The sequence below is a fragment of the Bradyrhizobium sp. Arg816 genome (genome assembly GCF_029989365.1).
In the GTDB taxonomy this organism is placed as follows: domain Bacteria; phylum Pseudomonadota; class Alphaproteobacteria; order Rhizobiales; family Xanthobacteraceae; genus Bradyrhizobium.
Genome location: NZ_JAPRAQ010000004.1, coordinates 138,587 through 158,599 on the forward strand (window position 1 = coordinate 138,587; position 20,013 = coordinate 158,599).

Sequence of the window (20,013 nt, forward strand, 5' to 3'; positions counted from 1 at the left end):
CCTTGCATCGGCTATGGCGCCGCGGCGAGGCTAGGGCGTACGAATTCATTAATCCAATTCGATTCAAGTTTTAGCCAATTCACCAACAAGCGTTAGGGTTACTTCCTCGATCTCTAGGCGAATTATTGTCCGCTTTACCACCCGCCTCTAACAGAGGAACGGCGGACAACGCACATGCCTCATACAGGCCAATAAGTGCGGCCCGCTCCACGCGGAGGTGGCACGATGCGCAACGAGACGATCGCTATTCACGCCGGCTACGAGCCCGAAGCCACCACGCACGCGGTTGCCGTGCCGATCTACCAGACCGCGGCCTATGCCTTCGACAGCGCCGATCACGGCGCCGCGCTCTTCAATCTCGAGGCCGAAGGTTTTCGCTATAGCCGCATCGCCAATCCGACCAGCGCGGTGCTGGAGAAGCGTATCGCGCAGCTCGAAGGCGGCGTCGGCGCGCTCGCGGTCGCGACCGGCCAGGCTGCGCTGCATTTCGCCTTCGTCAACGTCGCCGATCACGGCGGCAACATCGTTTCCGTGCCGCAGCTCTACGGCACCACGCACACGCTGCTCTCGCACATCCTGCCGCGCCAGGGTATCACCGGCCGCTTCGCCGAGAGCGACAAGCCGGATGCGATCGCAAAACTGATCGACGAGAACACGCGCGCCGTGTTCGCCGAGACCATCGGCAATCCCGCCGGCAATGTCTGCGACATCGAGGCTCTCGCCAAGATCGCGCACGCGCATGGCGTGCCGCTGATCGTGGACAACACCGTCGCGACCCCGATCCTGCTCAAGCCGTTCGATTACGGCGCCGACATCGCCGTGCATTCGCTGACCAAGTTCCTGGGCGGCCACGGCACCACGCTGGGCGGGGCCGTCGTCGATTCCGGAAACTTCCCCTGGGCCAAGCACGCCGACCGCTTCCCCGCCTACAACAAGCCCGACGCCTCCTATCACGGCCTCGTCTATGCCGAGCGCTTCGGCCGGACCGCCTATATCGAGCGCGCCCGCAGCGTCTATCAGCGCACCATGGGTTCGGTGCTGTCGCCGTTCAACGCCTTCCTGCTGCTCCAGGGCATCGAGACCGTCGCGCTGCGCATGGAGCGCCACGTCGAGAACGCGCGCAAGGTCGCCGAATTCCTGCGCAAGGACTCGCGCGTTGCCTGGGTCAACTACACCGGCTTCCCGGACAGCCCGTACTATCCGCTGGTGCAGAAATATCTGGACGGTAACGCCTCCTCGCTGTTCACCTTCGGCATCAAGGGCGGCATGGAGGCCGGCAAGACCTTCTACGATGCGCTGAAGCTGATCACGCGCCTCGTCAATATCGGCGATGCCAAGTCGTTGGCGTGCCATCCGGCCTCGACCACCCACCGGCAGATGTCGGCGGAGCAGCAGCGCGTCGCCGGCGTGCTGCCGGAGACGATCCGCCTGTCGATCGGCATCGAGCATTCCGCAGATATCATCGAGGACATCGACCAGGCGCTCGAGAAGGCCTGCCCGTCGGCACGCCTCCAGGCCGCGGAGTAGGCGACGGCGCCGATGACGATCTTGATCGACAGGGATCAAGGGATATCAAGCCCGGCGCTGGTGCCGGCCGAAGGCGATCTCGCGCGCGACCACGGTTTCGCCGATCTCACGATCGGCCTGATCAACAACATGCCGGATCCGGCGCTGAAGGCGACCGAGCGGCAGTTCATGCGGCTGCTCCAGGCGGCCGCAGGTCCGCGCCGTATCCGTTTCCATTGTTTCTCGCTGCCCTCGGTGAAGCGGTCGCCCGAGGCGAAGTGGCATGTCGAGAGCGAATATTCGGAGCTCAGCGAGCTCAGGCATCACAAGTTCGACGGGCTGATCGTAACAGGCGCCGAGCCGGTCGCGCCCGAGCTCGACCAGGAGCCGTATTGGCGCGACCTCACCGACCTGATCGACTGGGCCAAGGTCAACACGCGCTCGACGATCTGGTCGTGCCTCGCCGCGCATGCGGCGGTGCTGCATCTCGACGGCATCGCACGGCGGCGGCTGCCGGCCAAATGTCACGGCGTTTTCGATTGCGAAGCTGCGACGAACGATCCGCTGACGCGCGCCGCGCCTGCGCCCCTCAAGGTCTCCCATTCCCGCCTGAACGAGATCGCCGAGAGCGACCTCACGCAGGCCGGTTACCAGGTGCTGACGCGTTCGGCAAAGGCCGGCGTCGATATCTTCGTCAGGCAATATGCCAGCCGCTTCGTGTTCTTCCAGGGCCATCCGGAATACGATGCGCTGTCGCTCCAGCGCGAATATCTGCGCGATATCGGCCGCTATCTCGCGCGCGAGCGCGAGGCTTATCCGCACCTGCCCGTGAGTTATTTTGACGCAGCGACGGAAGAGAAGCTCGCCCGCTTCGAGAAGAAGGCGACCCAACAGCGCCACCCGGCGCTCACCAACGAACTGCCTGCGCTGAAGCTGCGCGCCGATATCGCCGCCGGCAGCGCCGCGGCGGCGCTTTTCCGCAACTGGCTGCAATATCTCGGTGCGGAAGCCGATATTTCGGTCCTGGCACGCTAGACGAAGGGCGTTGGTTCCGCATTAGGATTACCCGGGCGTTAGGCTTGCCTCCACCAGCGCACGAATGTTTCAGTAGAGAAATAGGGAATCGCAGGAAACGCAGTCGGTGTGGTCGGCACTCCAGGGACGCGTGAGCAATCGGCTGGCCCGGCATTTCCGTGCCGTGCCGCACCGGCTGCCTGCGCATGCGCCGATGGTGAGCTTCACGTTTGACGACGCGCCCGATAGCGCCGCTGGCGAGGGCGCCACGCTTCTGGAGACGCATGGTGGCCGCGGCACCTATTACCTCGCCGGTAGCCTGATCGATCGTCCGTCGGATCATTGGCACGGCCTGTCGAACGATGCGATCGTGCGGCTTCACCGGGCCGGTCACGAGATTGCCTGCCATACCTTTTCGCACCAGAGCTCGGCCGATCTCGACGAGGCGGCCATGGCGCGCGAGATCGAGCGTAACCGCAGCCATTTCCATGCCATCGATTCCTCGATCGTGCTGGAGAACTTCGCTTATCCCTATGGAATCGCCTCGGTCTGGCGCAAACCGCAACTCGCAAAGGTCTTTCGCTCGGCGCGCGGCATCCTTCCCGGCGTCAATCGCGACGTCATCGACCTCCAGTTCCTGCGTGCCTCGCCCCTGGTCGATCGCGAGATCGATATTGCTGGCGTCGATCGCTATTTCGACGAGGCGGTCGCGAGCGGCGGATGGCTGATCTTCTACGGCCACGACGTCGCCAACGCGCCAAGCCCCTATGGCTGCACGCCGCACCTGATGCGCCATGCGCTGGAGGCGGCCGGGAAGCGCGACATGCCGATCGTGACGGTGGCGGAAGCGCTGCGCCGGATCGGGGCGTAGTTGCTCTTCTTTCCTTCTCCCTGTGGGAGAAGGTGGCATAGGCGGCCTTCGGCCGCCGTTCTTGAGAACGCCGAAGCAAAGCTTCGGCTATGGCGCCGGATGAGGGGTTGCATCCGCAAAAGCAATCCCTATCGAATTCGCAGTGACAGACCCCTCACCCGTCTCGCCGCTCCGCGGCGAGCCACCCTCTCCCACAAGGGGCGAGGGGAAGATAACGTCGTGCCCCCGCAAACAGTCTTGCCATGCCCGCGCGGTCATGCGACTGGCCTTGTGACGAATCCTACGGCCTTGCCCCGACGCGCCCATGTCCGCTCCCTCCACCGCCCCGCTGCCTGCGCCGGCCAACGGCCGCGATGCGCTGTCGGTGCTGCATTCGGTGTTCGGCCTGCCGGGGTTCCGTGGTGCACAGGGCGAGATCATCCGGCACGTCACGGATGGCGGCAATTGCCTGGTCTTGATGCCGACCGGCGGCGGCAAGTCGCTGTGCTATCAATTGCCGTCACTGCTGCGCGAAGGTTGCGGTATCGTGGTGTCGCCGCTGATCGCGCTGATGCGCGACCAGGTCGCCGGCCTGCTCGAGGCCGGGGTCAACGCCGCCGCGCTGAACTCGTCGCTGACGCTGCAGGAAGCTTCCGACATCGAGCGCCGCTTGATCGCGGGCGATCTCGACCTGCTCTATGTCGCGCCGGAACGCCTGGTGACGCCGCGTTGCCTGTCGCTGCTGGCGCAGGCGAAGGTGGCGCTGTTCGCGATCGACGAGGCGCATTGCGTCTCGCAATGGGGCCACGATTTCCGCCCCGAATATGTCGGCCTCTCCATCATCGCCGAACGTTTTCCGAACGTTCCGCGCATCGCGCTGACCGCGACCGCCGACGAACTGACCCGCAAGGAGATCGTCGAGCGCCTCCGGCTTGCCGACAGCCCGCAATTCGTCTCCAGCTTCGACCGTCCGAACATCCGCTACGAGATCGTCGACAAGCGCAACGCGGTGTCGCAGTTGAAAGAATTCATCCGGGAGCGGCATGCGGGCGACGCCGGCGTGGTCTATTGCCTGTCGCGCAATCGCGTCGAGGAGGTTGCCGCCGCGCTCGACGACGCCGGCATTGCGGCGCTGCCCTATCACGCCGGGCTCGACAGCAGCATACGCTCGCGCAACCAGGACCGGTTCCTCAACGAGGACGGCATCGTCATCGTCGCGACCATCGCCTTCGGTATGGGCATCGACAAGCCCGACGTCCGCTTCGTCGCCCATCTCGATCTGCCCAAGAGCATCGAGGCCTATTATCAGGAGACGGGGCGCGCGGGGCGCGACGGCAAGCCGTCGGCGGCCTGGATGGCCTATGGTCTCTCCGACATCGTGCAGCAGCGCCGCATGATCGACGAGTCCAGCGGTTCTGACGATTTCAAGCGGGTGTCGATCGGCAAGCTCGACGCACTGGTCGGCCTCGCCGAGACCGCGCAGTGCCGGCGCAAGCGGCTGCTCGCCTATTTCGGCGAGGCGGAGACGGCGAGCAATTGCAGCAATTGCGACAACTGCCTGACGCCGCCCAAGATGCGCGACGGCAAGGTGCTGGCGCAGAAGCTGCTGTCCTGCGCCTATCGCACCGGGCAGCGTTTCGGTGCGATGCAGCTGATCGACGTCCTGATTGGCCGCCTCACCGAAAAGGTGACGCAGTTCGGCCACGACAAATTGTCCGTGTTCGGCATCGGGCGCGAGCTGAACGAGAAGCAGTGGCGCACGGTGCTGCGGCAGCTGGTGGCGATGGGGCATTTGTACAGCGACAGCGAAGCGTTCGGCGCGCTGAAGCTGACGGAGAGCGCGCGCGGCGTGCTACGCGGCGAGACCGAGGTCTGGCTGCGCGAGGAAGTGCCGGGCGCGCGTGTTCGCGCGAGCCGGACAAAATCCCGCCGTGGTGACCTCGCGCCTGCGGCCAACGCGCCGCAGGGCGATGTCGATCCCGAATTGCGGGCGCGGCTGAGGTCCTGGCGTTCGGACATCGCGCGCGAACGCGGCGTGCCGGCCTATGTCGTGCTGCACGATGCCACCATCGACGGCATCGTCCGGGCCTGGCCGACGACGCTGGACGAGCTCCGCAACGTGCCCGGCATCGGTGACAAGAAGCTCGAGCATTACGGCGACGAGCTGCTCCAGATCGTCAAGACGCGGTAGGGCATCCTGACCCGTAGCTTGTAGCCCGGATGGAGCGAAGCGAAATCCGGGGCAGTCTTTCCGTATTGTACGAGTCCCGGATTACGCTGCGCTCCATCCGGGCTACGAAGATAGGCGAGGCGAGAGTCGTCCCGCCTCCCTTATGCTTCAGCCGTTCCGGAAGGCATACCCGTAGCCATTGAGCGCCGGCGCGCCGCCGAGATGGGCGTAGAGAATCTTTGCGCCCTTCTCGAAATGGCCCTTCTGGGTCAGGTCGATCAGGCCTTGCATCGATTTGCCCTCGTAGACGGGGTCGGTGATCATCGCCTCTAACCGTGCGGTGAGGCGGATCGCTTCCTTGGTCTCTTCCGACGGCACGCCATAGGCGGGATAGGCGTAGTCCTCGATCAGCACGACGTCATCTTCGACGATATCCTTGCCGAGCTCAACGAGCTTGGCGGTGTTCTGCGCGATCGAGAGCACCTGCGCTTTCGTTTGCGCCGGCGTGAACGAGGCGTCAATTCCGATCACCTTTCGCGCGCGGCCATCGGCGGCGAAGCCAACCAGCATGCCGGCATGAGTCGAGCCGGTGACGGTGCAGACCACGATGTAGTCGAACTTGAAGCCGAGTTCGGCCTCCTGCTTGCGCACTTCCTCGGCGAAGCCGACATAGCCGAGGCCGCCGAATTTGTGCACGGAGGCGCCGGCGGGAATCGCGTAAGGCTTGCCGCCTGCCGCCTTCACCTCCTCGATCGCCTGCTCCCAGCTCTTGCGGATGCCGATGTCGAAGCCGTCGTCCACCAGGCGCACGTCGGCGCCCATGATGCGCGACAGCATGATGTTGCCGACGCGGTCATAGACGGCGTCCTCGTGCGGGACCCAGGCTTCCTGCACCAGGCGGCACTTCATGCCGATCTTGGCGGCGACGGCGGCGATCATGCGGGTGTGGTTGGACTGCACGCCACCGATCGAGACCAGCGTGTCCGCGTTCGAGGCGATCGCGTCGGGGATGATGTATTCGAGCTTGCGCAGCTTGTTGCCGCCATAGGCGAGGCCGGAATTGCAGTCCTCGCGCTTGGCATAGATCTCGACATTGCCGCCGAGGTGCTTCGACAGCCGCTCCAGCTTCTCGATGGGCGTCGGGCCGAAGGTCAGCGGATAGCGCGCGAATTTGTCCAGCATCATTGGTCATCCCGATTGGCGTTGATCTGGCCGCAGCGACTAGCACGCGTCACGAGGAATGTGCTCTCGAATGCTGCATCGATATTGCATTCAATCTTGCGAGTTTCGCTCCAATCTCTAATATTTCTTCCAGAAAAACATCAAATAGAGGAAGTTTCTTCCATGGCATCCCGGCTCGACCGTATCGATCTCAAGATATTGAGATTGCTTCAGAATAACGGCCGGCTGAGTAACGCTGAACTGGCCGAAACCGTCGCCATCAGCCCCGCCACCTGCCATCGGCGCACCCAGCGCCTGTTCGAGGATGGCTTCATCGCCGCGGTCCGCGCCATGGTCGCGCCGAAGAAGGTGGCGAAAGGCACGCTGGTGATGGTCGGAGTCGTGCTGGACCGCTCGACCCCGGAAAGCTTTGCCATCTTCGAGCAGGCGATCGCAAAACTGAAATTCGTGCTCGACTGCCACCTCGTCGCCGGCGACTTCGATTACTTCCTGAAGATCCGCGTTGGCGACATGGAGGATTTCAACCGCATCCACGGCGAACAGCTGATCGCGCTGCCCGGCGTGCGCCAGACCCGCACCTTCTTCGTGATGAAGGAGGTCGTCGACAACGCACCGCTGGAGTTTTGAGCCGGAGCGCTTTCCAGCGAAGTGGAAACCGGTTCGCGTCAGAAAACGCGTCAAAACAAAATCCGGCGCACTTGATGCGCGATCCGCATCATGGGAGATTCAGGCCATGCAGACATTCCCCTTCCGCCACCCCAATCCGGCCGGGCCGGCCTATCGGCGCGGTTGGGTGGACGAGGCCGTCGCCGCGATCGAGGCCGACCAGTGCCGCACGGCCGACACGCATCTGATCCGGCTGATCGTGCCGGCGCTGTCAGGCATCGACATCTATCTCAAGGATGAGTCCACGCATCCGACCGGCAGCCTGAAGCACCGCCTGGCGCGCTCGCTGTTCCTCTACGCGCTCTGCAACGGCCACATCCGCGAAGGCACGCCTGTGGTCGAGGCCTCGTCGGGATCGACGGCGGTGTCGGAAGCCTATTTCGCGCAGATGATCGGCGTGCCGTTCTATGCCGTGATGCCGCGCACGACCTCGGCCGAGAAGATCGCCGCGATCGAGCATTATGGCGGCAACTGCCATCTGATCGACGACGGCCGCGCGCTCTACGCGGAAGCCGCCGCGCTCGCCGCCCGGCTGAACGGCCACTACATGGACCAGTTCACCTTCGCCGAGCGCGCCACCGACTGGCGCGGCAACAACAACATCGCCGAATCGATCTTCACGCAATTGCAGGGCGAGCCGCGTCCGATTCCCGACTGGATCGTCATGGGTGCGGGCACCGGCGGCACCTCGGCCACCATCGGACGGTACTTGCGCTATCGCCAGTATCCGACACGGCTGTGCGTCGCCGATGTCGAGCATTCTGCCTTCTTCGACTGCTTCCGCACGCAGGACCGCTCTCACATTTGCGAACGCCCGTCGCTGATCGAGGGCGTCGGCCGGCCACGCTGCGAACCCTCTTTCGTCCCGGGCGTGGTCGACCGCATGATGAAGATCCCGGATGCGGCGACGATCGCGGCGATGAACGTGCTGTCGCGCCGGCTGCGCCGCGCGGTCGGCGGCTCCACCGGCACCAACTTCCTGGCACTGTGCCGCCTCGCCTCGGAGATGCGACAGGCGAACGTATCAGGGTCGCTGGTGACGCTGATCTGCGATTCCGGCGAGCGCTACCGGCAGACCTATTACGAGCCCGAATGGCTGAAGGGGCGCGGCCTCGATCCTGCGCCGTTCGAGGCGGCCCTGTCGTCGTTCCTCACGACGGGCGAGCCGCTGACGCTCGACGTCGACGACGTCGCCAATCCACAGATCGTACCAGGCCCCGAGGCAGCATAGCCGACGTCTCCCTGCACTGGCAAAATGGCACGATCGTCACGGCAACTTCACTTGCCATGCGTGCGCACGCGGGTGAGCTTCGCCTCTTCTCAACGAGGAGATCCTGCCGTGCGCCTTCCCATTCTCGATCCGAAAGATCTGACCGACGAACAGAAGCCGCTCTATGACGACATGCGAGCCGGCATCAAGGACCACTTCAAGGGCTTCGTGAACATGCGCGACGACGGCGCGTTGCTCGGGCCCTGGAATCCCTGGATCCGCGAGCCGCGCTTCGGCAAGCCGGTGTGGGAGCTGGTCAAGGCAATCGCGTCGAACCCGCTTCTGCCGGCGCCGGTGCGCGAGGTCGCGATCCTCGTCACCGGTTCGCATTTCCGCTCCGGCTATGAGCTCTATGCTCATGTGCTCGTTGCCGAGCAGCGCGGCCTCTCCGACGAGAAGCTCGCGACCATCGTCGCGGGGCAGCGGCCGGTCGATCTCACCAAGCAGGAGGCCATCGCCTACGACGTGGCGTCCGCATTGGTCAGCGGCGGCGTGCTGCCGGAATTGACCTGGCGCGCCGCAGTGAAGGAGTTCGGCGAGCACGGCGCGGCCGAGCTGTCCTATCTCGTCGGCGTCTACTGCATGGTCTCGGTCACGCTCAACACGTTCGACGTGCCGGTGCCGGATTAGACGCCGCGTCCTTCGATCACTCCGCCGCCTTCCTTGCAGGCGGTGGGGGCGCCCAGGCGATGCAGCGATTGCGGCCTTCGGCCTTGGCCTGGTAGAGCGCATGATCGGCGGCGCCCATCAGCGCGTCGATGCCGGACATGCTGACGGTGGCTTCCGCCATGCCGATGCTCACGGTGAGGCCGAACTGAACCTTGTCGGCAAAGACCTGCGCGCTCATCACGCGCTTGCGGATACGTTCGGCCACCGTCCTCGCGCGGGACAGGCTGGTCTCGGGCAGGAGAACCGCAAATTCCTCGCCGCCGAGGCGGCCGACGATGTCCGACTTGCGCTTGCCGTCGAGGCACGCGGCCGCAACCGCCCTGATCGCGGCGTCGCCGACCGCATGGCCGTAGCGATCGTTGACCGACTTGAAGTGGTCGATGTCGAGCATCAGCACGGAGACGGAACGATAATAGCGCTGAAAACGGCTCCATTCCGCATCGAGGCCGTCGAGGAAGTGGCGGCGGTTGTAGAGGCCGGTGAGTGGATCGGTGGTGGCGAGCGTCTCCAGCATCGCGGCCTTTTGCGTCAGATCGGTGATGTCGACATAGGTCAGCATGCGGCCGCCATTCGACATCGTGGTGCAATGAGCCCTGATGCGCCGGCCGTCCGGCGTCTGCAGGTCGCGCACGTGATCGCCGGCCTTGACCTCTTCGACGCGTCTCGCCGGAAATTTCGCGAGTTCGCTCGTTGGAAGATGGGGCGCGCTGGCGCGATGCAGGCGTCGCACCAGCGATGAATAGGTCGGCCGGTTCGCGGCCTCGTCTTCGCTGACCTCCCAAAAGCGCCGCATGCGCCGGTTCATGAAGGTGGCGCGCAGGTCGGGGTCGAGAAGGAGGACGCCATCCTGAACATTCTCCAGCGCATCGCGCAGCAGCTTCAACTCGTCGGAATAGCGCACGATGTCGGTGACGGGCGTGTAGGTCAGCATGCGTCCGCCATCGGGCAACGGCGTGACCTGGACGCGCACGACATCGCCATTGGTCCGGCGCAGATCGATCGGCGTCGGATCGCCCGCCTCGATCACACGAACACGCTCCGTGATCAGGCCATCGAGGTCGGGGTCCGGCACCTCATAGGCTCCGGTGTCACGTCCATGATGGAGCAGCGTGAGAATGGATGGATTGCTGTCGGCAACCTCGTCGGGCAGGCGCCACATCTGGCGAAACGACTGGTTGATCAGGCGCGCCCTGAGGCGCGAGTCGAGCAGCACGATACCGGTCGGCACATGATCGAGCGCGGCGCGCAACGCCAGCATCTGGCTGCGCATCAGCGCGTCGGACGAGCGTTCCCGCTCCTCGCCGGCTGGTCGCTCGACGCCGCCCGGCTGCTCGAAGGCGACCCCGACCTGACGGTCGGATCGCCAGATCACGCGGCAGGTCAGGCTCTCGCGCCCTGCAAGCCTGAGCTGGAATCGCTCGGGCACGCCGATGCCGCTCTCCATCTCGAGCGTCGCAGATTCCTCGGACAGCCGGCGCACGACGCAATCGATCGACGACTGGCCAAAATTGAAGAAGATCTTCCCAGCGAGGAACGTCCGTTCCGGGACCAAGCGGGACATTCTCAACCTCCAAGGCGAAACGCGATGCGAAAGGTCGGTCCAGTTTCGCGCAAGGATCCTTGCGGCGGTGTAACGCAATCGATGTTTTGGGATGAGGATTAACAACCGGTTGACGCGTAATGCGAAGCGGCTGATGCCTTAAGCTTTGAGGCGCCGGTTCCGTACCGAGCCATCCGGTCAATTGCGGGTGCTGCGCTTGATCGAAAATCGCCCGCGGCGGCAGTCAGTTGCGTACCGCGTAGAGCGGTGTGCGCAACGTCACCTGGTAGGCCGGCTTCGGCATCCAGGCGATCTCCGCGGTGATGCCGAACAGGCGGTTGTCGTTGTCATCCATGCGGTCGAGGTCGAGCCGGACACGCCGCCATAGAGCGACACGCGGTCGCTGACGTCCACGGTCAGCGGCAGGTCGACGGCAATGAATTTCGCGGCCGGCAGGCCGTTCGGCAGCGTCGTGCCCCGTCGCGCCACAAGCGCTTCGAACGCGGCTGAAAGCGAAGTGTTGCCGAAGCCGAGCCCGAGCGTGCCCGCCGGAATCGTCGCATAGGTCGTGCGGAGGTCGAGATAGATGTTCGGGACATCAGGCTTTGCGGATTTGTCCTCATCCTCGTCAGCGCCAAAGGCAGCGCCCACCGACATCGTCAGACAAAACAGCCCCATCGCAGCAGCGCGCAAAGCCTGACGGTGCCATGGGCCGTGATGGGACACGTGACAATCCGACGCGTGGCGATTTGATGACGGAACCGTTGCTAGATGGAACGTGATCGCGCCCAGGGTCAAGCAGTATCCGCCAGCGATGGACTGCACGGGCGTGCGCGGTTACCCTGCCGTGATCGCACCGACACACTCGCCGGCCGGAGTGCGGGCCGGACATTGGAAGGACACAGCCATGAATACGTCACGCCGCATCCTGCTCACTGGTCTGGCGGGACTCGCCGTGGCCCCGACTGCCGTGGCCGCTGCCGTACCGTCGCGCGAGCCTGACGACGTGACGGTGGCCGAAGAGCGCTTCGCACGCACGATTGCAGCCGCGCATGCGCCCGACGTCACCTGCGCGCGGCAGGCGGAACGTTATGCGGATGCGCATTGGCCTGAATATGTTGTGGCAGCCAGGGCTGTGCTCCACGCGCGCGTGTGACGCGCGCTTCTATTTCTCCACCGCCCGCCGGACCTGTTCGCCGATCTGCGACAGCACGAGCTGCGCCTGCGGCAGGATCGTGCCCATGGCGTGGAAATTGTGGACCATGCCGTCATGGCAGACGTGCTCGACCGCGACGCCGGCGGCGAGCAGCTTGCGCGCATAGGCATTGCCCTCGTCGCGCATCGGATCGAATTCGGCGGTGTGGATGATCGCGGTCGGCAGGCCTGCAAGCCGCGTCGCGCGCAAGGGCGAGATGCGGGGGTCGGCGGTGTCGATGCCGTCAGGCAGATAATCGGCGAGATCGGCTTCGATGGTGACGCGGTCGATCAGATGGCCTTCGGCGAATGCCTCGCGCGAAGGCGAGATCTCCTCGAAATCCAGCACCGGGCAGATCAGGCATTGCGCGACGATGGAGAGGCCGGCGGTCTGAATCGCTTCCTGGCATACGATCGCAGCGAGCGTGGCGCCGGCGGAATCGCCGCCGACCACCAGACGTTCGGCGTCGATGCCCAGCGACGGGGCTTGCCGCGCGACCCATTCCGTGGCCGCGATCGCATCAACGACGGCAGCAGGAAATTTGTGCTCGGGCGCGAGCCGGTAATCGACCGAGACGAGGCGACAGCCGGTCACATGCGCCAGCGCCGCCGCGATGCGGTCATGCGTCGCAATGCTGCCGGCCACGAGCCCGCCGCCATGAAAGAACACGAAGCCCGGCGCGCGGTCGCCGACAGAAGCGGGCGAATAAAGGCGATAGGGCAGTTCTCCGCCGGGACCCGGAAGCGTGCCGTCGGCGGTGGTCACATCCGACGCATCGGTGCGCGCAAACTGCATCAGCTTCGCCAGCGACTGCCGCCGCGCCTCCACGCTCGGCCGGCTCCGCCCTTGCGGAGCGGCCGCAGCCATCATGGTCAACAAACGCCTTGCAAGCGGATCGAGCGGCATGGATCCTTCCTTCTCCCCTTGTCGGAGAGGGTAACGCACCATATCCCAGCAGGGAATGATTTAGACATTGGGACAATAGTGCCCGGATATGTCCAAGGGAGGCCGGTCATGGCCGAGATCAAGAAGCCGATCGAATATTCGCCGAGCTGGACCTTCTTCGAGGGCAAATGGCACGACGGTAACGTGCCGATCATGGGTCCGCGCACGCATGCGGCGTGGCTCGGCTCGGTCGTGTTCGACGGTGCGCGCGCGTTCGAGGGCGTCGCGCCCGATCTCGATCGTCACGTCGCCCGCGCCAATCAGTCCGCGATCAATTTTGGCCTGAAGCCGGTGGTCGACACGGGCACCTGGCTTTCGCTCGCACACGAAGGCATCGCGCGCTTCGCCGCGAAGGCCGAGCTGTACGTCCGTCCGATGTACTGGGCGCAGAACGGTTCGGGCGGCGGCGTGCTGTTCGACCCCGAGACAACCAATTGGTGCCTGTGCATCTACGAGGCGCCGATGCCGAAACCCGTCGGCAACGCCATCACGCTGTCGCCGTTCCGCAGGCCCACCGCCGAATGCGCGCCGGTCGAGGCCAAGGCCGCCTGTCTCTATCCGAACAATTCGCGGGCGCTCGCGGAAGCCGCCGGGCGCGGCTTCCAGAACGCGCTGATGCTCGACATGCTCGGCAATGTCGCGGAATTCGGCAATTCCAACGTGTTCATGGCCAAGGACGGCGTGGTCTACACGCCGGTCCCGAACGGCACGTTCCTGAACGGCATCACGCGCCAGCGCGTCATCAGCCTGCTGCGCGGCGACGGCGTCACCGTGGTCGAGAAGACGCTGCGCTATGCCGACTTCCTCGCCGCCGACGAGATCTTCTCGACCGGCAATTTCGCCAAGGTCGCCCCCGTCATCCGCATCGACGATCGCGAGCTGAAGCCGGGGCCGCTCTGCACCAAAGCACGCAAGCTCTATTGGGACTTTGCGCATGCGGTGAAGCTGGCGGCTTGATCCGTGCTTTCTGGCGTCCTAGCCGGGTCGCTTAAACCGGCTGAACTGAAACGCCTGGGTCGACTTCCAGGGCGTGTGATGCGTCTCGCTCCGCGTCTCGACCAGCTCGAACTCCGGCCCAAGCTCCGCAGCAAGGCTCGCGCTGTCGTGCCGCTGCACCGGCAGGCCGCTGCATTTCTCCGGGCCATCAAGCGCAAATGTCGCGATGATGATTTGGCCGCCGGGCGCAATCGCCGACCGCAGGCGCTCGACGTAAGCGGCCCTGTCGCGCGGATCGGTCAGGAAGTGAAATGCCGCGCGATCGTGCCAGACGTTGTAGCTCCGCCCCGGGCGCCATGTCGTGGCGTCGGCAACGATCCAGTCGACTGCTGAAGCCGCGCGTCCGATTCGTTTCTTCGCCGCTTCAAGCGCGTTGGCGGAGAGATCCAGCACGGCGAGGTCGCGGTATCCGTCCCGCAGGAGAGCGTCCACCAGCCGCGAAGCACCGCCGCCGATGTCGATGATGGCGGCGCCATGGTCAGGGCAGGCCGAGCCGATCATCTCGAGCGAGATCGCCGGGCTGTCCTGGAACCAGCTTACCTCGGCCTCGCCCTTGGTGGCGTAGACGTTGTCCCAATGCGTGCTGCGGTCGGACATGGCGGCTCCGGCCTGGCCGGGACGACAGCGCGCAAGTCGCGCTGTTATGAACCGGCGGCCCGCGCGTCCGCCGCAGATGGAGGCGCCGGCGCGAACGAAATCCCTACTCGTCCTTCTTCGACATCCGCTCGAGGCGTTCCTGCATGTCCTTCATCTGCTGACGCAGGTCGTCGATGTTGCTGCTGTCCGTCGGCGCCGCAGCGCTTGCGTCGGGCTCCGGTTCGGAGCTGGTCGCCGGACGGCCCGCGTTGGGGGCAAACGGCTTGAACATCGAGAAGGTCTGCTGGAACAGTTCCATGTTGCGGCGGACCTGTTCTTCCAACGGAGCAAAAGGAGTGCCGGAGAGCGAGTTGGCGATCTGCTTGCGGAACTTCTCCTGCTCCTGGGTCAGCGTCGCGATCGACTGCTCCAGATATTTCGGCACCACCATCTGCATGCTGTCGCCGTAGAAGCGGATCAGCTGGCGCAGGAAGGTGGTCGGCAGCAGGTTCTGGCCGGCCTTGTTCTCCTGCTCGAAGATGATCTGGGCGAGCACGGAGCGGGTGATGTCATCGCCGGTCTTGGCGTCGTAGACCAGGAAATCCTCCCCGTCCTTGACCATGGCGGCGAGGTCTTCAAGCGTCACGTAGGTGCTCGTTCCGGTGTTATAGAGCCGGCGGTTCGCGTATTTCTTGATGGTGGTGGGTTGGTCTGATTTCGCCATGGGCTCTCACTTGCAAACGCGGAGAACGGGAACCCGACGGGCAATGCCGCAGGGCGGGAAGAGTACGCAACGCAACAAAATAAGCATTTTCAAAGGGGTCACGCTACCGTTTTGTGCGCCACGGTTAATCGGGCAGCAAAAACGTGCTTGCGAAAGCACCAAGAACGCTATTTTGAATGCGCTGCGGCATTGACATGCCTCAACGACGTTAACAGGATGCCATTCGAGACTGGCGAGCCGTTTCCCAGCCCCGTCTGCCCCCATCAACACCAGGAGATGCCCATGTCAGACGATGTCGTCATCGTCAGCGCCGCCCGCACCCCGGTCGGAAGCTTCAACGGAGCGTTCGCGACCCTTCCCGCCCACGACCTCGGCGCGATCGCCATCAAGGCCGCGCTGGAGCGTGGTGGCATCGAGCCCGGCCGGGTCTCGGAAGTCATCATGGGCCAGATCCTGACCGCGGCTCAGGGCCAGAACCCGGCTCGCCAGGCCTCGATCGCCGCCGGCATTCCGGTGGAGAGCCCGGCCTGGGGCGTGAACCAGCTTTGCGGCTCGGGCCTGCGCACCGTGGCGCTCGGCTACCAGGCGCTGCTCAACGGCGATTCCGAGATCGTGGTCGCCGGCGGCCAGGAATCCATGAGCATGGCTCCGCACGCCCAGTATCTGCGCGGCGGCGTCAAGATGGGTCCGGTCGAGTTCGTCGACACCATGATCAAGGACGGCCTGTGGGATGCCTTCAACGGCTATCACATGGGGAACACGGCCGAGAACGTCGCGCGCCAGTGGCAGATCACCCGCGCCCAGCAGGACGAGTTCGCGGTCCACTCGCAGCAGAAGGCCGAGGCGGCGCAGAAGGCCGGCAAGTTCAACGACGAGATCGTTCCCGTCACCATCAAGACCCGCAAGGGCGACATCGTCGTCAGCGCCGACGAATATCCGCGTCATGGCGCAACGCTCGACGGGATGGCGAAGCTCAAGCCCGCCTTCGAGAAGGACGGCACGGTCACCGCAGGCTCGGCCTCCGGCATCAATGACGGCGCCGCTGCCGTGGTGCTGATGACCGCCAAGCAGGCGGCCAAGGAAGGCAAGACGCCGATCGCGCGCATCGTGTCCTGGGCGCAGGCCGGCGTCGATCCGAAGATCATGGGCTCGGGCCCGATCCCGGCCTCGCGCGCCGCGCTGAAGAAGGCCGGTTGGAGCGTCGGCGATCTCGACCTGATCGAGGCCAACGAGGCCTTCGCGGCGCAGGCCTGCGCCGTCAACAAGGATCTCGGCTGGGACACCGCCAAGGTCAACGTCAACGGCGGTGCGATCGCGATCGGCCATCCGGTCGGCGCCTCCGGCGCACGCGTGTTGGTGACGCTGCTGCACGAGATGCAGAAGCGCGATTCGAAGAAGGGCCTCGCCACGCTGTGCATCGGCGGCGGCATGGGTATCGCGATGTGCCTGGCGCGCGACTGAAGCTGACATCTAACTTACGTGTCACTTGCGCGTGCGCTGCACACATAGATGAGTGCGTTGCACGCGACTAAAAAGGCAGCGGTTGCAAATCAAATATTCTTCGCAACCGCGCAAGCCTCGACTAAATACAAACGCCCGGCTCGACGCCGGGCGTTTTGTTCTTGATGTCCGTCAAACCAACCGCATAATCCGCATCTAAAACGATCACTCAGAAGCGTCCGAAGAGTCCAAGGGAAGGAATACGATATGGCACGTGTTGCATTGGTGACGGGTGGTACGCGGGGAATCGGAGCTGCGATCAGCAAGGCGCTGAAGGCGGCCGGCTACAAGGTTGCGGCGAGCTATGCCGGCAATGATGCGGCTGCGGAGAAGTTCAAGGCGGAGACCGGCATTGCCGTCTACAAATGGGACGTCAGCAATTTCGATGCCTGCGCCGAAGGCGTGAAGAAGGTCGAGGCCGAGCTCGGCCCGGTCGACGTGCTCGTCAACAATGCCGGCATCACCCGGGACACCGCCTTCCACAAGATGACGCTCGAGCAGTGGAACGCCGTGATCAACACCAATCTTGGCTCGCTGTTCAACATGACGCGCCAGGTGATCGAAGGCATGCGCGCGCGCAAATTCGGACGTGTCATCTCGATCTCGTCGATCAACGGCCAGAAGGGACAATTCGGCCAGGTCAACTATTCCGCAGCAAAGGCCGGCGACATCGGCTTCACCAAGGCGCTCGCGATCGAGAACGCCAAGGGCGGCATTACCGTGAACGCGATCGCACCGGGCTACATCAACACCGAGATGGTGCAGGCGGTGCCGAAGGACGTCTTGGAAAAGAACGTGATCCCGCAGATCCCGGTCAACCGGCTCGGCGAGCCCGAGGAGATCGCGCGCGCCGTGGTGTTCCTCGCCGCCGACGAGGCCGGCTTCATCACCGGCTCGACGCTGACCATCAACGGCGGCCAGTATCACGCCTGATAGGACGTGAAGCCTGTAGATTCAGGCGCGACAAGGCGATAGTGAAGACGACATGCCCGGCCTTGTGCCGGGCATCATCGTCCTCAGAGCCTTTCGATTGATGACCCCGCGCACAGCCACACTGATCGGATTGACCGCGATCCTGATGTGGTCGCTGCTATCAGTGATGACGGTTGCGACCGGAAAGATTCCGGCGTTCCAGCTCGCCGCCATGACGTTCGCGATCGGCGGTCTCGTTGGCCTCCTCACCTGGGTCGGCCGCGGCGATGCGGCGAGGAGCTTGCGTCAGCCGCTGGTCGTATGGGTCGTCGGCGTCGGCGGCCTGTTCGGCTATCACGCACTGTATTTCCTGGCGCTGCGCTTTGCGCCGCCGGCCGAAGCCGGTCTTTTGAATTACATGTGGCCGCTTCTGATCGTGCTGTTCTCGTCGTTCCTGCCCGGCGAGCGGCTTGCGGTGCATCACATCATCGGTGCCGTGCTCGGCCTCGTCGGCACCGTGCTGCTATTCGCCGGGAGCACCTCCGGCTTCGCGCCGGGCCAGCTGCCGGGATTGATCGCGGCGTTCATCGCGGCGTTCGTCTGGGCGACCTATTCGGTGCTGTCGCGGCGATTGAAAGCCGTGCCGACCGATGCGGTCGCGGGCTTCTGCCTTGCCACCGCGGTGCTCGCCGCGCTGATGCATGGTCTGCTTGAAACCACGGTGTGGCCGGAGACGACGCTGCAATGGCTCTCCGTGGCCGCCCTCGGCATCGGCCCCGTCGGTGCCGCGTTCTACGCCTGGGACATCGGCATGAAGCGCGGCGACATCCGCGTGCTCGGCGCCGCATCCTATGCGACGCCGCTGCTCTCGACCGGATTCCTCATCGCCGCGGGTTTTGCAAAAGCCAGCGCCAACATCGCCATCGCCGCGGTCCTGATCGCCGGCGGCGGCCTGATCGCGGCGAAGGACATGGTGCTGCGGAAGCGGTGACCGTCGTTGTCGGGTTCGCCGCCATGCGGCGTCCCGGAATGACAGTGCGGCTTACGGCTCCCAGCCTTGCGGCGCGAGTTCGAACTTCGCGAACTCGAATGCAGGCGCGACGGTGCAGCCGACCAAGGTCCATTCGCCCGTCGACTCCGCCATCTGCCAAGCATTCGCCGGCACGATCCCCTGCGGCCGTTCGCCGCTCACAAGATCCGTGCCGAGCCGCACCTCGTGTTGCAAGCAGCCTTCATGCGCGATGCGCAGCGTCAGCGGGCTGCCGGCGTAGTAGTGCCAGATCTCCACGGCGTCGATGCGATGCCAGTGCGAGCGTTCGCCGCGCGCGAGCAGGAAATAAATGAGGGTCGAGCGCGACCGGCCGTTGGTATCCGTGGTCTGGTCGCGAAACGTCTCGCGGTAGTGGCCGCCCTCGGGATGCGGGCGGAGTTCGAGGCGTGCGATGATCTCGGCTGCGGTCGGCATCGATCCCCGTCAGGATTTCTTCTTCAAGATTTGTTTTTGCGCTCGCGCAGTTCGCCGAACACCACGGCGGCGTCCGCGCCCTTCATGTGTAACCTGGCTGCGACCGACGGTTCATCAGCACGGAGGAACACGTTTGCTCGCTTCTCGTCACCAAGCAGTGATGGAATGGTCGGCTTGTTCTCGGCCCGCAGCTTCGTCACCTCCGCCGCGCGTGCCTGCAGCGCCGCATTGTCGGGGTCGATGGTGAGCGCGAACTTGACGTTGGACGCGGTGTATTCGTGCCCGCAATAGAGCTTGAAGTCGTCAGGCAGCGCCCGCAGCTTCAGAAGCGAGTCCCACATCATCGGGTAGTCGCCTTCGAACACGCGGCCGCAGCCGATCGAGAACAGCGTATCTGCGGCGAACAGCGTCTTCTCGTTGTCGAACACGTAGGAGATGTGGTCGAGCGTGTGGCCGGGCGTCTCCAGTACGCGCCCCAGCAAGCTGCCGACCTTGACGATGTCGGCATTGGCGACGCGCAGGTCGACGTTGGCGATCTCAGTCGTCTTGTCATGCGGCGCGACGACGCGGCAATTGTATTTCTGTTTGAGTTCGGCGACCCCGCCGACATGATCGCCGTGATGATGGGTGATCAGGATGTCGGTGAGCTGCCAGCCCTCGCGCTCAAGCGCTTTCAGGATGGGGCCGGCTTCCGGCGCGTCGATCGACGCCGTCGCCTTGGTTTCCACATCGTGGATCAGATAACCGAAATTATCGCTTAAACAGGTGAAAGTACGAATTTCGGCGGCCATGTCATCTCCATCGCGCTCAGCCCCGCAGACAAATATGGCGTT

Annotated in this window: 20 protein-coding genes; 12 read left to right on the forward strand and 8 right to left on the reverse strand. The window is 64.5% G+C overall.

Annotated features, from left to right (window positions below; all coding sequences use genetic code 11):
* Positions 1-225: 225 nt before the first annotated feature.
* From OWC48_RS12075 to recQ, 4 genes are all read left to right on the forward strand, one after another.
* On the forward strand, positions 226-1,527 hold the full coding sequence (locus OWC48_RS12075; RefSeq protein ID WP_282520190.1) for an O-acetylhomoserine aminocarboxypropyltransferase/cysteine synthase family protein: 1,302 nt from the start codon (positions 226-228) through the stop codon (positions 1,525-1,527).
* Between the two features lie 12 nt (positions 1,528-1,539).
* Entirely contained in the window at positions 1,540-2,541 is a 1,002-nt protein-coding gene (locus tag OWC48_RS12080; protein WP_282520191.1) for a homoserine O-succinyltransferase, read from the forward strand.
* A 106-nt stretch (positions 2,542-2,647) separates the two neighbouring features.
* The gene (locus OWC48_RS12085) at positions 2,648-3,391 is read left to right on the forward strand and encodes a polysaccharide deacetylase family protein (RefSeq protein WP_308776720.1); all 744 of its coding nucleotides are present in this window, start codon (positions 2,648-2,650) and stop codon (positions 3,389-3,391) included.
* 304 nt (positions 3,392-3,695) lie between these two features.
* Positions 3,696-5,561: a DNA helicase RecQ gene (recQ, locus tag OWC48_RS12090; RefSeq protein ID WP_282520193.1), complete on the forward strand. Its 1,866-nt coding sequence runs from the start codon at positions 3,696-3,698 to the stop codon at positions 5,559-5,561.
* Between the two features lie 147 nt (positions 5,562-5,708).
* Here recQ and OWC48_RS12095 read toward each other — a convergent pair whose 3' ends face one another.
* Positions 5,709-6,722: a 1-aminocyclopropane-1-carboxylate deaminase gene (locus OWC48_RS12095; RefSeq protein ID WP_028153143.1), complete on the reverse strand. Its 1,014-nt coding sequence runs from the start codon at positions 6,720-6,722 to the stop codon at positions 5,709-5,711.
* 162 nt (positions 6,723-6,884) lie between these two features.
* Here OWC48_RS12095 and OWC48_RS12100 point away from each other — a divergent pair, with 162 nt between their 5' ends.
* The 3 genes from OWC48_RS12100 (at position 6,885) to OWC48_RS12110 (ending at position 9,288) form a co-directional block, all read left to right on the forward strand.
* Entirely contained in the window at positions 6,885-7,349 is a 465-nt protein-coding gene (locus tag OWC48_RS12100) for an Lrp/AsnC family transcriptional regulator (RefSeq protein WP_014490456.1), read from the forward strand.
* A 106-nt stretch (positions 7,350-7,455) separates the two neighbouring features.
* Entirely contained in the window at positions 7,456-8,619 is a 1,164-nt protein-coding gene (locus OWC48_RS12105) for a PLP-dependent cysteine synthase family protein (RefSeq protein ID WP_282520194.1), read from the forward strand.
* Between the two features lie 108 nt (positions 8,620-8,727).
* On the forward strand, positions 8,728-9,288 hold the full coding sequence (locus tag OWC48_RS12110; RefSeq protein WP_282520195.1) for a carboxymuconolactone decarboxylase family protein: 561 nt from the start codon (positions 8,728-8,730) through the stop codon (positions 9,286-9,288).
* A 16-nt stretch (positions 9,289-9,304) separates the two neighbouring features.
* On the opposite strand, the gene OWC48_RS12115 is transcribed toward OWC48_RS12110, so the two are convergent.
* Both OWC48_RS12115 and OWC48_RS12120 read right to left on the reverse strand, forming a co-directional pair.
* Positions 9,305-10,888 (reverse strand): sensor domain-containing diguanylate cyclase, encoded by a 1,584-nt coding sequence (locus OWC48_RS12115; protein ID WP_282520196.1) that lies wholly within the window; start codon positions 10,886-10,888, stop codon positions 9,305-9,307.
* Between the two features lie 258 nt (positions 10,889-11,146).
* The gene (locus OWC48_RS12120) at positions 11,147-11,593 is read right to left on the reverse strand and encodes a hypothetical protein (protein ID WP_282520197.1); all 447 of its coding nucleotides are present in this window, start codon (positions 11,591-11,593) and stop codon (positions 11,147-11,149) included.
* A gap of 181 nt (positions 11,594-11,774) precedes the next feature.
* Between OWC48_RS12120 and OWC48_RS12125 the strand changes: the two genes are divergently transcribed.
* The gene (locus tag OWC48_RS12125; protein ID WP_282520198.1) at positions 11,775-12,023 is read left to right on the forward strand and encodes a hypothetical protein; all 249 of its coding nucleotides are present in this window, start codon (positions 11,775-11,777) and stop codon (positions 12,021-12,023) included.
* 9 nt (positions 12,024-12,032) lie between these two features.
* Here OWC48_RS12125 and OWC48_RS12130 read toward each other — a convergent pair whose 3' ends face one another.
* Positions 12,033-12,968 carry an alpha/beta hydrolase gene (locus OWC48_RS12130; RefSeq protein ID WP_282520199.1) on the reverse strand — a complete coding sequence of 312 codons (936 nt, stop codon included), beginning with the start codon at positions 12,966-12,968 and terminating at the stop codon, positions 12,033-12,035.
* A gap of 108 nt (positions 12,969-13,076) precedes the next feature.
* Between OWC48_RS12130 and OWC48_RS12135 the strand changes: the two genes are divergently transcribed.
* Positions 13,077-13,964: a branched-chain amino acid aminotransferase gene (locus tag OWC48_RS12135; RefSeq protein ID WP_282520200.1), complete on the forward strand. Its 888-nt coding sequence runs from the start codon at positions 13,077-13,079 to the stop codon at positions 13,962-13,964.
* A gap of 18 nt (positions 13,965-13,982) precedes the next feature.
* On the opposite strand, the gene OWC48_RS12140 is transcribed toward OWC48_RS12135, so the two are convergent.
* Together OWC48_RS12140 and phaR are read right to left on the reverse strand one after the other, a co-directional pair.
* Positions 13,983-14,600 carry a trans-aconitate 2-methyltransferase gene (locus OWC48_RS12140; protein WP_282520201.1) on the reverse strand — a complete coding sequence of 206 codons (618 nt, stop codon included), beginning with the start codon at positions 14,598-14,600 and terminating at the stop codon, positions 13,983-13,985.
* 103 nt (positions 14,601-14,703) lie between these two features.
* On the reverse strand, positions 14,704-15,303 hold the full coding sequence (gene phaR / locus OWC48_RS12145) for a polyhydroxyalkanoate synthesis repressor PhaR (protein WP_282520202.1): 600 nt from the start codon (positions 15,301-15,303) through the stop codon (positions 14,704-14,706).
* A 282-nt stretch (positions 15,304-15,585) separates the two neighbouring features.
* On the opposite strand from phaR, the gene OWC48_RS12150 reads away from it, so the two are divergent.
* The 3 genes from OWC48_RS12150 (at position 15,586) to OWC48_RS12160 (ending at position 18,706) form a co-directional block, all read left to right on the forward strand.
* On the forward strand, positions 15,586-16,764 hold the full coding sequence (locus OWC48_RS12150) for an acetyl-CoA C-acetyltransferase (protein ID WP_282520203.1): 1,179 nt from the start codon (positions 15,586-15,588) through the stop codon (positions 16,762-16,764).
* A 246-nt stretch (positions 16,765-17,010) separates the two neighbouring features.
* Positions 17,011-17,736 carry an acetoacetyl-CoA reductase gene (phbB, locus tag OWC48_RS12155; RefSeq protein WP_028149509.1) on the forward strand — a complete coding sequence of 242 codons (726 nt, stop codon included), beginning with the start codon at positions 17,011-17,013 and terminating at the stop codon, positions 17,734-17,736.
* 100 nt (positions 17,737-17,836) lie between these two features.
* Positions 17,837-18,706 (forward strand): DMT family transporter, encoded by an 870-nt coding sequence (locus tag OWC48_RS12160; protein ID WP_247314792.1) that lies wholly within the window; start codon positions 17,837-17,839, stop codon positions 18,704-18,706.
* A 51-nt stretch (positions 18,707-18,757) separates the two neighbouring features.
* On the opposite strand, the gene OWC48_RS12165 is transcribed toward OWC48_RS12160, so the two are convergent.
* On the reverse strand, positions 18,758-19,180 hold the full coding sequence (locus OWC48_RS12165; RefSeq protein ID WP_282520204.1) for a cupin domain-containing protein: 423 nt from the start codon (positions 19,178-19,180) through the stop codon (positions 18,758-18,760).
* 23 nt (positions 19,181-19,203) lie between these two features.
* On the reverse strand, positions 19,204-19,971 hold the full coding sequence (gloB, locus tag OWC48_RS12170) for a hydroxyacylglutathione hydrolase (protein ID WP_282520205.1): 768 nt from the start codon (positions 19,969-19,971) through the stop codon (positions 19,204-19,206).
* Positions 19,972-20,013 lie beyond the last annotated feature (42 nt).